Origin of the sequence: Streptomyces sp. NPDC008150, from assembly GCF_042956945.1 — a bacterium.
Lineage (GTDB): Bacteria > Actinomycetota > Actinomycetes > Streptomycetales > Streptomycetaceae > Streptomyces.
In genome coordinates this window covers 1,051,023-1,062,912 of record NZ_JBIBHJ010000001.1, presented here as the reverse complement: position 1 = coordinate 1,062,912, position 11,890 = coordinate 1,051,023, and the positions used below count along the sequence as shown (strand labels likewise).

Sequence of the window (11,890 nt, the reverse complement as noted above, 5' to 3'; positions counted from 1 at the left end):
GGCGCGGGGGCGGGGCGGCCCTCCTGGATCGGGTGCGTCCGGCGCCGGGCAGGTGAGCCGGCGCCAACTCGTACGGCGGGGAGCCGAGTCGATGCCGCAGGACGCAGAGGGCGACCGGCCGGGGCACCCCGTGTGCGGGGGCCCCGGCCGGTCGCCGCGGTGCTCGGTGCCCGATGCCGGGCTCCGGATCAGCTCGCGTCCGTCGTCGGACTCGGCTCCGGGGACGGGCTGTCGGTGGACGTGCCGTCCGACGGGGCCGCCGTCACGGTCAGTTCGACCGTCAGGGTCGCGCCGCCGGTCGTCGTGACGCGCAGCAGGTAGGTGCCGGCGTTGCCGTCCGCGTAGAGCTGCGGCAGCTTGAGCAGGCCGTCGGCGTCCGTGGTCAGGTCCGTCAGGGTGCGCACGGCGTTGCCGTCGGCGTCCTTGAAGTAGGGGCCCTTGTCGTTGACGGTCGCGTCGTCCGCCGACGTGATCAGGGTGGCGGTCGCGGCGACCTTGTCCGCGACGGCGTCCTTGTACGTGGCCTTGAGGGTGACCGCGTCGGCGAACTCGCCGTCGGCCACGCAGGTCAGCGCGGTGTCCGTCGTGCGGGCCAGCGTGTCGGCGGCCCGTGCGGTGACGGTGGCCGTCCAGCTCGGCGCGTCCACCGTGCGGCCCACCAGGGCGGCCTTGACGGTGAAGTCGCCGGTGGTCTCGCCGGCCTGGAGCGCGGGTGCGACGGCGGTGCCGGTGCTGTCCGTGACGACGGTGGCGACGGTCTCGCCGCCGGTGAACGTCGCGTCGGTGTCCCCGCTGATGGTGAAGCGGACCCGGACCTTGGCGACCGCCTTGTCCGCGGAGGTCTCGGCACGGGCGGCGATCTTCCGCGTGAACGCGTCGCCCGCCGTCGCGGTGAGCGTCCCCGCGTCGGCGTCGACCAGGCGCGCGACCGTCTCGGTCGCGGTGGGCGGCGTCGTGGCGGGCGGGGTGGTCGGGGGCGGCGTCGTCGCGCCCCCGGACGGCGGCGTCGTCGGCGGCGACGGCTCGGAGGTGGCGGGCGGCGTGGTCGCCGGGGGGCTCTTGACCGGCGGCTTCTCCGGCTCCGCGGGAGTGGTCGGGTCGCCGCTGCGGTGGACGGGCAGCGTGCCGGTGCCGTTCGGGATCGAGTGGGTGCCCTTGCGGTAGTACTCGAACCACGACATGACCGTGTTCAGGTACGCGGTCGAGTTGTTGTAGCTGAGGACCGCGCTGTCGACGTCGGCCTGCGTGGACAGGTCCCAGCCGTTGCGGCACAGGTAGTGGCCCGCGGCGAGCGCGGCGTCGTAGACGTTGTTGGGGTCCTTGACGCCGTCGCCGTTGCCGTCGCGGCCGGCCCAGGCCCACGTCGACGGGATGAACTGCATCGGCCCGACGGCGTGGTCGTAGGCGCTGTCGCCGTCGTAGACGCCGTTGTCGGTGTCGGAGATCTTCGCGTAGGCCCCGCCGGAGAGTTCCGGGCCGACGATCTTCTTGGTGGTGGTGCCGTCGGCGTCCACCTGTCCGCCCCACGCCTGTCCGGACTCCACCTTGCCGATGGCGGCGAGGAGTTGCCAGGGCAGGTTGCAGCCGGGCTTGGACGCCTGGAGTTCGGCGGCGGCCTTGCGGTAGGCGTCGAGCACGGTCGCCGGTATGCCGGACTCGGCGTCGCCCGTGGCGGGCCCGGTGGTGGCGCTCGGAGAGGCGGAGGGGTTGGGGCTGTCCAGCGGCGGGAGGTCGGTGTAGTAGCCCTGGTCGCCGGCCGAACCGCCGTCCGCGCTGCCCGTGCCCGTGCCGGCGTCCGCGGACGGGGCACCGCTGGTGGTCTGTCTGCCCTGCGAGTCCGCCGTCACCCCCGGAGCCTGCGACGCGGACAGTGCCGCGACCACCGCCGCGGCGACGGTCGCGGTCGCCGCCCCCTTGTACAGCCGCCTGCCGAACTGCGCCGCCATAGAGCGAATCCCTCCTGTGGACGCCGTCGCGCCCCTCTCCGTCTGCCGCACGTGCACTGTGGTGCCGCCGCCCCCCGGGCGGGGCTTCCGCCGGCGCTTCGAGGACTTCCGTCCCCGTGCCCCGGCCGCGTGTTCGACGCGGAGGCCCGGCACGGCGACCCAGGTGACCCTACGACAACTTTCTTTGCGGGGGCACCCGTTCGTGCCCGGTTTTCACCGGTTGGCCACGCCTGGTTGTCCCGTGCGTCGCCCGGGTCCCCGGGCGGTCCTCCGCGCCGCTCGCGATACTGGCCACGGGTGGCGGAGGTCACCGCGGGACGCCGACAGCACGTACGGGGAGCTCAGTTGCCGTTCACCTTGAGTCACGCGGCCGCCGTGCTGCCCGCGTTGCGGGCCGACGGGACGGGGCGGGGACGGCTCGTCCCCGCGGTCCTCGTCGCGGGGTCGTTCGCACCGGACACGACCTACTACGCGGCGGGCGTCGTGCCCGGCGCGATGCGCTTCGGCCGCGTCACGCACTCGTTCCCGGGGGTGTTCACGGTGGACGTGCTCACCGCGTGGGCCCTGGTGGGGCTGTGGCTGGTGCTGCGGGAACCGCTGGTGGCGCTGCTGCCGTCGGCCGCCCGGCCGCGGGCGGCGGAGGTCCTGGGGTGCGGCCGCCCCCGGACGCCCCTCTCCGCGCGGACGGTGGCGTGGTGGTACGCGTCGGCGGCACTCGGCTCGCTGACCCACGTGGTGTGGGACGCGTTCACGCATCCGGGGCGCTGGGGCACGCGCCTCGTCCCGCGCCTGGCCGCACCGTTGGCCGGCGTGCCGCTCTACAGGCTTGTCCAGTACGGGAGTTCGGCGCTGGCGGCGGTGCTGATCGTCCTGTTCGCCGCGCGGGCGCTGCGGCGGGCGGCGCCGCGGGGCGCGGTTCCCGGTCCGTCCGCACGACGTCGCGGGTACGCCGTCGCCGTGATCGCCGGGTGCGTGACGGCGGGGGCGGCGGAGCGCGCGGTGCGGTGGCGGCACGGCGCCCCGGACGCACCGCTGTGGCAGTTCGTCCCGACGCTGTGCTTCGGCGCGGGCGCCGGCCTGCTTGCGGGACTGCTGCTGTACGCGGCGGCGACGAGACTCCGGGGCCGCTCCGCGGGGGCGCCCGCGGCGGGCGCGGACGGCGACGCTCCGGGGCGACGGGACGGGGTGGGGGCGGCTGCCCGAGGGGACGGACCGGCGCCGGGATGACGCGGGCGGCGGCACGGAGACGGGGCCGGTTCCCGGGGCGGCCGCGGCGGGGGAACCGGACGGGCACGCCTCGGCGAGGGCTCACCCGGGGGCGTCGCCGCGTGCGGCGGTCGACGCGTGCGGTGGCGGGTCGGTCCGGCGGGGTGTCGCCGCGTGCGGCGGTCGGCGCGTGCGGTGGCGGGTCGGCCCGGCGGCGGGGCGGCCGCGGCGGGGGAACCGGGCGGGCACGCCTCGGCGAGGGCTCGCCCGGGGGCGTCGCCGCGCGCGGCGGCCGACGCGGGCGGTGCCGGGTCGGTCCGGCGGGGTGTCGCCGCGTGCGGCGCCTGGGCGGTCCGGCGGCGGGCGGGATCCGTCGGGAGCGTCCAGCGCCGGCAGACGGAAGCGGACGAGCGCGGACGAGCGCACTCTGCGGCGGCGCGCCACCGCCCTGGAATCCCGTGGGCGCCGAAGTCCCGCCCCGCGCAAGTCCCGCCCCGCGCGACGCGGGCGGGCATGAGCGATCCCGCTCCCGTTTCGGCCGAAATGCCGTACCCGGCACCCGAATTGCGGGCGCACCGGTGCCGGTGCACCGACGTCGTATGCGGCGGCGGGAGCGGGGCTGCCGCGCCTCGCCGTGGCGGTTCGTTCCGTGCGAGGTGGTGGAGGAGGGTCCGGCCGGGGGCCCGGTGGGTCGCTGGGCGCGACGGCCGAAGTGCCGCGCGCGGCAACGGTGTTGGCCCCGCAGGACGGCAGTGCGCCGCGGGTTGGTCAGGCCGCCGCGTCGGGCCGCCGCGGCCACTCCGGCGGTCCCGGGCGGCCGGGCTCCGGGCCGGGCGGAAGGCAACCGGGCAGCCGGGCGGGCCCCACCGAGAACCCCGTGTCGCCCGGAAAACCGGCGCCGTCCCGCCCGGCCGGCGCACGGACGGGCGGCGCCTCGGCCGTGAAGACGGTGACGGTGTGCCGGGGGCGGGGGCGTGGCAGCCGGTCGAGCACGAGGGCGAGGTAGCCGCAGGCCAGGTCGGCCCACTGCCGCCACCGGGCCAGGTCGTCGGGCGGCGGCGCGACCGGGTCCCGGCGGCGCAGGCGGCCGCCGAAGGTCGTCATGCCGTGGCGCAGGGCGGCCACCATGTCGGCGGGCTTGCGGGCGGTGCTCGCGTCGTCGGCGACGACCCGGACCGGCGGGGGCGGCATCAGGCGCAGCACACCGGCGTCCCGCCGGGTCCGCGTCAGTGCCTGGGCCGCCCTGCGGTGGAGCATGCGTATACCCATGCCCGCATCCTCGCGGCCGGTACGGCGGGCGGCGCGACCGTGGGGGCCACGCGAGTGACGGCCCCCACGGGCAACGGGACGGCAGCGCGGCCCACGCCTCGACGACGCCGGGGCGTCCCCGAAACCGCCTCTCGGACCCGCCGCGCACCCTCGCGGAGACCCCACGCCGACCACGCGGCACCGCCATCGCCCGGTACACCGGACCCCGGCAACGCGAGACCGAGGGCAGCAGGCCCGGCCGGTACGGCGGGCGGCGCGACCGTGGGGGCCACGCGAGTAACGACCCCCGCCGGCAACGGAACGGCAGCGCGGCCCACGCCTCGACGACGCCGGGGTGTCCCCGAAACCGCCCCTCGGACCCGCCGCGCACCCTCGCGGAGACCCCACGCCGACCACGCGGCACCGCCATCGCCCGGGACACCGGACCCCGGCGCGATGGGACGCCGGGGGCAACAGGCCCGCACCCGCTCAGGCCACCCGAGCCGCAGGCCACCCGACCGAACGCGCGTCGCCCGGCGTCGGAGACACCGCGCCCGGGGCGTCCCGCAGGCACAGCACCGGCGGCGCGGGGCACGCCCGGCCGGGGCCCGCCCCGGCGCGCCCCGCGCCCGCCTCCGGTCAGTGCGCCGCCGACTCCCAGTCCTGGCCCACGCCGACCGACACGTCCAGCGGGGCCCGCAGGGTGACCGCTCCCGCCATCTCGCGGCGCACGATCTCCTCCGTGGCCTTCCGCTCGCCCGGGGCGATCTCCAGGACGATTTCGTCATGGACCTGGAGCAGCATCCGGGAGGTGAGGTCCGCCTCGCGCAGGGCCTTGTCGACGTTCAGCATCGCGATCTTGACGATGTCGGCCGCGGTGCCCTGGATCGGGGCGTTCAGGGCCATCCGCTCGGCCGTCTCGCGGCGCTGGCGGTTGTCGCTGTTGAGGTCGGGCAGGTAGCGGCGGCGGCCGAAGAGGGTCTCGGTGTAGCCCGTCGCGCGGGCCTCCTCGACCACGCGGCGCAGGTAGTCCCGTACCCCGCCGAAGCGCTCGAAGTAGGTGTCCATCAGGGCGCGGGCCTCGCCCGCCTCGATGTTCAACTGCTGGGAGAGCCCGAACGCGGAGAGCCCGTACGCCAGGCCGTACGACATGGCCTTGATCTTGCGGCGCATCTCCGCGTCGACGCCGGAGCGCTCGACGGAGAAGACCTGCGAGGCGACCGTGGTGTGCAGGTCCTCGCCGGAGGTGAACGCCTCGATGAGGCCCGCGTCCTCCGACAGGTGCGCCATGACGCGCAGTTCGATCTGGCTGTAGTCCGCGGTGAGCAGCGACTCGTACCCCTCGCCGACGACGAAGCCGCGGCGGATCGCGCGGCCCTCGTCGGTGCGGACCGGGATGTTCTGGAGGTTCGGGTCGGTCGACGAGAGGCGGCCGGTGGCGGCGACCGTCTGGTTGTACGTGGTGTGGATGCGGCCGTCCGCCGCGATCGACTTGATCAGGCCCTCGACGGTGACGCGGAGCTTGGCCTGCTCGCGGTGCCGGAGCATGATCACCGGGAGTTCGTTGTCGGTCTGCGCGGCCAGCCAGGCGAGCGCGTCGGCGTCCGTCGTGTAGCCGGTCTTGGTGCGCTTCGTCTTCGGGAGGGCCAGCTCGTTGAAGAGGACCTCCTGGAGCTGCTTGGGCGAGCCGAGGTTGAACTCGTGGCCCGCGGCGGCGTGCGCCTCCTTCACGGCCTGCTGCACGGCGCCCGCGAACATCTGCTCCATGGCCTCCAGGTGCGCCCGGTCGGCGGCGATGCCGTACCGCTCCAGGCGGGCGAGGAGGGCGGAGGTGGGCAGTTCCATGTCGCGCAGCAGTTCGGCGGAGCCGGACTCGGCGAGCCGGCTCTCGAACGCCTCGCCGAGGTCGAGGATCGCGCGGGCCTGCACCATCAGCGCCTCGGCCTCCGCGCCGTCGTCCGCGCCGAACGCGAGCTGCCCGTCGGCCGCGGCGGCAGGCGCCAGCTCCCGTCCCAGGTACTCCAGGGACAGCGCGTCCAGGTCGAAGGAGCGGCGGCCCGGCTTGACCAGGTAGGCGGCGAGCGCGGTGTCCATGCCGACGCCGGCGAGGCTCCAGCCGTGCTCGGCGAAGACGCGCATGGCAGCCTTCGCGTTGTGCAGGACCTTGGGGCGGCTCTCGTCGGCGAGCCAGGCGGCGAACGCGTTCTCGTCGGCCTGGTCGAGCTGGGAGGGGTCGAACCAGGCGGCCGCTCCCCCGTCCGCGGCGAGCGCGACCTCGGCGACCGTGCCGGTGCCCAGTGCCCAGCTCGCGACGGTGGCGACGCCCAGGGTGCGCGTGCCGTGCTCGGCGAGCCAGGGCGCGACCTCGCCGGTGCCGAGGACCGAGCCGTCCAGCTCCACCCCGGCGGTCGCGGCGGGCGACGCCGGGGTCTCGTCCTGGCCGCCGGGGTCGACGGCGAGCAGCCGCTCGCGCAGCGACGGGTTGCGGATCTCCAGGGTGTCCAGCAGGGCGGCGAGGGCCGTGCGGTCGTACGGGGCGCGCTCCAGGTCGGTGACCGCGCGGGGCAGCTCGACGTCCTTGACCATCTCGGTGAGGCGGCGGTTGAGCTTGACGGCCTCCAGGTGGTCGCGGAGGTTCTGCCCGGCCTTGCCCTTGACCTCGTCGACGCGCTCCACCAGGTCCGCGAACGAACCGAACTGGTTGATCCACTTCGCGGCGGTCTTCTCGCCGACGCCGGGGATGCCGGGCAGGTTGTCCGACGGGTCGCCGCGCAGCGCCGCGAAGTCGGGGTACTGCGCGGGCGTCAGCCCGTACTTCTCGAAAACCTTCTCCGGGGTGAACCGGGTCAGCTCCGAGACGCCCTTCGTCGGGTACAGCACCGTCGTGTGCTCGGAGACGAGCTGGAAGGAGTCGCGGTCGCCGGTGACGATCAGCACCTCGAAGCCCTCGGCCTCCGCCTGCGTGGCGAGGGTGGCGATGATGTCGTCCGCCTCGAAGCCGTCGACCGCGAAGCGGGAGGCGTTCATCGTGTCGAGGAGCTCGCCGATCAGCTCGACCTGGCCCTTGAACTCGTCCGGGGTCTTGGACCGGTTGGCCTTGTACTCGGTGAACTCCTCGGAGCGCCACGTCTTGCGGGAGACGTCGAAGGCGACCGCGAAGTGCGTGGGCGACTCGTCGCGCAGCGTGTTGGCCAGCATCGACGCGAACCCGTAGATCGCGTTGGTGGGCTGGCCCGTCGCGGTCGTGAAGTTCTCCGCGGGCAGCGCGAAGAACGCGCGGTACGCCAGCGAGTGCCCGTCCATGAGCATCAGCCGCGGGCGGTCGCCGGGGGTTTTGTCGGTCTTCTTCGCTGCTGTTTCTGCCACGCCCCCGATCCTGCCACGCCCCACCGACAGCGCGGCTCGCGCTCGGCCGGACCCGTCCCGTTCCGGACGCCGCGCACCGCTCCCCCGCGCGGGCCCGCCGGACACGCCACCGGCCGCCCGCGCAAGCGCCGCACCGCAACCAATGCTGTCGCGCCGGGCACGGCCGCCCGTACGCACGTTCCGCCGCGCGTGCGAGTATCGAGGGGTAGTTCACACATGTATGCGAAGGAGCGTGCGCGATGGCCACGAAGCCACCGAAGGCAGACCCGGTCCAGGACGCGCCGCAGGTCACCGCGCCGAAGCACTACGCGGCGGGCATGCCGGCCATCAAGCACTCCCTCCAGATGGCACAGCAGCAGATGGGCGTGCGGCGCACGGCGCTGACGCTGCTGCGCGTCAACCAGAAGGAGGGCTTCGACTGCCCAGGCTGCGCCTGGCCGGAGCCGGACCACCGGCACGCGGCGGAGTTCTGCGAGAACGGCGCGAAGGCGGTCGCCGAGGAGGCGACCCTGCGCCGGGTTACCCCCGCCTTCTTCGCCGAGCACCCGGTGAGCGACCTCTTCGGCCGCAGCGGCTACTGGCTCGGCCAGCAGGGCCGCCTGACCCACCCCATGTACCTGCCGGAGGGCGCCGACCACTACGAACCGGTCTCCTGGGAGCGGGCGTTCGACATCATCGGCGAGGAGGTCACCGCCCTCGCCTCCCCCGACGAGGCGCTCTTCTACACCTCCGGCCGCACCAGCAACGAGGCGGCGTTCCTCTACCAGTTGTTCGCCCGCGAGCTGGGCACCAACAACCTCCCCGACTGCTCCAACATGTGCCACGAGTCGTCCGGTTCGGCCCTCGTGGAGACGATAGGCATCGGCAAGGGCAGCGTCCTGCTGGAGGACCTCTACAAGGCCGACCTGATCGTGGTCGCCGGCCAGAACCCGGGCACCAACCACCCGCGCATGCTCTCCGCGCTGGAGAAGGCCAAGTCCAACGGCGCGAAGATCATCAGCGTCAACCCGCTGCCCGAGGCGGGACTCGAGCGCTTCAAGAACCCGCAGACCCCGAAGGGCATGACCACCGGCGCCGCCCTGACCGACCTGTTCCTGCAGATCCGGCTCGGCGGCGACCAGGCCCTGTTCCGGCTCCTCAACAAGCTGATCCTCCAGACCGAGGGCGCCGTCGACGAGGCGTTCGTGCGCGAACACACCCACGGCTTCGAGGAGTTCGAGAAGGCCGCGCTCGCCGCCGACTGGGACGAGACGCTCGCCGCAACCGGCCTCGCCCGCGAGGAGATCGAGCAGGCGCTCGCGATGGCGCTCGCCTCCGAACGCACCATCGTCTGCTGGGCGATGGGCCTCACCCAGCACAAGCACTCCGTGCCGACGATCCGCGAGGTCGTCAACTTCCTCCTGCTGCGCGGCAACATCGGCCGCCCCGGCGCCGGCGTGTGCCCGGTGCGCGGCCACTCCAACGTCCAGGGCGACCGCACCATGGGCGTCTTCGAACGGCCCGCGCAGTCCCTTCTCGACGCCATAGAGAAGGAGTTCGGCTTCACCCCGCCGCAGGAGCACGGCTACGACGTGGTCCGCGCCATCGAGGCGCTGCGCGACGGCGACGCCAAGGTGTTCTTCGCGATGGGCGGCAACTTCGTCGCCGCCTCCCCCGACACCGACGTCACCGAGGCGGCCATGCGGCGCGCCCGGCTGACCGTCCACGTCTCCACCAAGCTCAACCGCTCGCACGTCGTCACCGGCGCGCGCGCCCTGATCCTGCCGACGCTGGGCCGCACCGAACGCGATCTCCAGGCGTCCGGCGAGCAGTTCGTGACCGTGGAGGACTCCATGGGCATGGTGCACGCCTCCCGCGGCCGCCTGGAGCCGGCCGGCGAGAACCTGCTGTCCGAGACCGCGATCGTGTGCCGGCTGGCCCGGCGCGTCCTCGGCGACGCCAGCGTCGTGCCGTGGGAGGACTTCGAGAAGGACTACTCCGCCGTCCGCGACCGCATCGCCCGCGTCATCCCCGGCTTCGAGAACTTCAACGAACGGGTCGCGGACCCCGCCGGGTTCGCCCTGCCGCACGCCCCGCGCGACGAGCGGCGCTTCCCGACGGCCACCGGCAAGGCCAACTTCACCGCCGCGCCCGTGGAGTTCCCGCACCTGCCCGAGGGCCGGCTGCTGCTCCAGACGATGCGCTCGCACGACCAGTACAACACCACCATCTACGGCCTCGACGACCGCTACCGCGGCATCAGGAACGGGCGCCGCGTGGTGCTCGTCAGCAAGGAGGACGCCGACCGGCTCGGCGTCGCGGACGGCTCGTACGTGGACCTGGTGAGCGAGTGGAAGGACGGGGTCGAGCGGCGGGCGCCGCGCTTCCGCGTCGTGCACTACCCGACCGCCCGGGGCTGCGCCGCCGCGTACTACCCGGAGACGAACGTACTGATCCCGCTGGACGCCACGGCCGACGTCAGCAACACCCCGGCCAGCAAGTCCGTCGTGGTGCGTCTGGAACAATCGGCGACCGACTGAGCGTTTGCTCAGCCGACACCGCGCCGGGGCGGCAGGCCCGTCCCGGCGGGACCACGACGAACGGAGCCGGGCCATGGGCGAGCAGCAGCAACCGACGTTCCCGCAGGAGGTCGTCGACGAGTACGCCGCACTCGGCGTGGACCTGCCCGCCCTGTTCTCCGCGGGCCACCTCGGCACGCGGATGGGTGTGCGGATCACCGAGGCGTCCGCGGACCGCGTCGTCGGCACGATGCCCGTCGAGGGCAACACCCAGCCGTACGGGCTGCTGCACGGCGGCGCCTCCGCCGTCCTCGCGGAGACGCTGGGCTCGGTCGGCGCGATGCTGCACGGCGGCGCCGCCAAGATCGCGGTGGGCGTCGACCTCAACTGCACGCACCACCGCGGCGCCCGCTCGGGCCTGGTCACCGGCGTGGCCACCCCGGTGCACCGCGGCCGGACCACGACGACGTACGAGATCGTCATCAGCGACGAGGCCGGCAGGCGGGTGTGCAGCGCCCGGCTGACCTGCCTGCTGCGCGACGCGCGCCCGCAGGACGCGGACCTCGCGCGCGACGCCGCGGTCGCCAACGGCGGCTGACCCCGGCCCCGTTCACGCCGAAGGGCCCGCCGACACCACCGGCACCGCCGGACGTCCGCGGGCCCTCCGCCCCTCAACTCCGGCCGCCCGGCGGAAACTGACGCACCGCCACATACCCGTCCGTACGCAACCGCCGCCCCGCCACCCTCTCCCGCACGCCGCCCCGGCCCGCGCCCGCCACTGCCTTCCGTACGGACGCACCCTCACCTACGGTTTCGGCATGAGGCTGTGGCGATGAGCGGTATCGGACCGGTCGAACCCGTCAACTCCCCTGAACGGACGCCGGGTTGGCCGGACGACGCGCGGGACTCGCGCGAGCCGTACGACCCGTACGGCCCGGACGGCGCGCCCGACCCGTACGACCGGGAGCCGCGGCGGCTCGAAGAGCGGTGGCACGACCTCCCGGCCGGGATCCGCCGGACCGTCCTGGCCGCGGTGGCCGCACTGGTCGGCCTCGGGGTCCTGCTCACGGCCCACCTCTTCCCCACCACGTCCTCCGACCACGGGCAGCCGCACCCGGCGCCGCTCCCCGCGAGCGTCACCTCCCTGCACTACGCGGGCCTCACCGCCCCGGCACGGCCGGGGGTCTTCACCGCGCGGTTCCGCTTCACCGTGTCCGTCGAGCGCGGCAGCGCCGTGAGCGTGCAGGTCGTCGGGGCCGCCTCCGACGGGCTGACGGCGCGCATCGAGCCGCGGCTCCAGGTCGCCGTGCCAGCCGGGTCGTCGCGGGACATCACCGTCGACATCGCCGTCGCCGACTGCGCCGCCCTGCGCCGCCACCCGGACCCGACTTCCCTCGACGTAACGCTGCGTAACACGCACGCAATGCAGGCGCACAGCTTTCTCTTCGGTGGCACCTATGCGAGGGACCTCTCCGCACTGGTGCGCGGAGCCTGTGGGCCGACCTCCGCGCGCTGAGCACCACTTGAGCTTTATTTGAGGTAACTCCCAAGTGGCAAGGGGCAATCGTTAAATGTAAGTGACACCAATATTTTGCCAAACCGGCAGAGAACTCCCGTAGTTCAAGT

7 protein-coding genes are annotated in these 11,890 nt (G+C 74.3%); 4 read left to right on the top strand and 3 right to left on the bottom strand.

The window, feature by feature from the left end:
• Nucleotides 1-188 precede the first annotated feature (188 nt).
• Complete coding sequence (locus tag ACFZA0_RS04610) at nucleotides 189-1,946, bottom strand: lytic murein transglycosylase (RefSeq protein WP_391011117.1); 1,758 nt, start codon at nucleotides 1,944-1,946, stop codon at nucleotides 189-191.
• 345 nt (nucleotides 1,947-2,291) lie between these two features.
• On the opposite strand from ACFZA0_RS04610, the gene ACFZA0_RS04605 reads away from it, so the two are divergent.
• Nucleotides 2,292-3,173, top strand: coding sequence for a DUF4184 family protein (locus tag ACFZA0_RS04605; RefSeq protein ID WP_391011115.1), 882 nt, complete (start codon nucleotides 2,292-2,294; stop codon nucleotides 3,171-3,173).
• A 747-nt stretch (nucleotides 3,174-3,920) separates the two neighbouring features.
• Here the strand turns inward: ACFZA0_RS04605 and ACFZA0_RS04600 are convergent.
• Nucleotides 3,921-4,421: a hypothetical protein gene (locus ACFZA0_RS04600; RefSeq protein ID WP_391011112.1), complete on the bottom strand. Its 501-nt coding sequence runs from the start codon at nucleotides 4,419-4,421 to the stop codon at nucleotides 3,921-3,923.
• Between the two features lie 618 nt (nucleotides 4,422-5,039).
• Nucleotides 5,040-7,766, bottom strand: coding sequence for a DNA polymerase I (gene polA, locus ACFZA0_RS04595; protein ID WP_391011109.1), 2,727 nt, complete (start codon nucleotides 7,764-7,766; stop codon nucleotides 5,040-5,042).
• A gap of 239 nt (nucleotides 7,767-8,005) precedes the next feature.
• Between polA and ACFZA0_RS04590 the strand changes: the two genes are divergently transcribed.
• From ACFZA0_RS04590 to ACFZA0_RS04580, 3 genes are all read left to right on the top strand, one after another.
• The gene (locus ACFZA0_RS04590) at nucleotides 8,006-10,285 is read left to right on the top strand and encodes an FdhF/YdeP family oxidoreductase (protein WP_391011106.1); all 2,280 of its coding nucleotides are present in this window, start codon (nucleotides 8,006-8,008) and stop codon (nucleotides 10,283-10,285) included.
• Between the two features lie 73 nt (nucleotides 10,286-10,358).
• Entirely contained in the window at nucleotides 10,359-10,862 is a 504-nt protein-coding gene (locus ACFZA0_RS04585; RefSeq protein ID WP_391011103.1) for a hotdog fold thioesterase, read from the top strand.
• Between the two features lie 234 nt (nucleotides 10,863-11,096).
• On the top strand, nucleotides 11,097-11,780 hold the full coding sequence (locus ACFZA0_RS04580; RefSeq protein ID WP_391011100.1) for a hypothetical protein: 684 nt from the start codon (nucleotides 11,097-11,099) through the stop codon (nucleotides 11,778-11,780).
• The last annotated feature ends 110 nt before the right edge of the window (nucleotides 11,781-11,890 follow it).

What these genes read in the sequence shown, in the direction of transcription:
- ACFZA0_RS04610 (WP_391011117.1), bottom strand. Translation starts at nt 1,946, where the DNA reads ATGGCGGCGCAGTTCGGCAGGCGGCTGTACAAGGGGGCGGCGACCGCG.
- ACFZA0_RS04580 (WP_391011100.1), top strand. Translation starts at nt 11,097, where the DNA reads ATGAGCGGTATCGGACCGGTCGAACCCGTCAACTCCCCTGAACGGACG.
- ACFZA0_RS04585 (WP_391011103.1), top strand. Translation starts at nt 10,359, where the DNA reads ATGGGCGAGCAGCAGCAACCGACGTTCCCGCAGGAGGTCGTCGACGAG.
- ACFZA0_RS04590 (WP_391011106.1), top strand. Translation starts at nt 8,006, where the DNA reads ATGGCCACGAAGCCACCGAAGGCAGACCCGGTCCAGGACGCGCCGCAG.
- ACFZA0_RS04600 (WP_391011112.1), bottom strand. Translation starts at nt 4,421, where the DNA reads ATGGGTATACGCATGCTCCACCGCAGGGCGGCCCAGGCACTGACGCGG.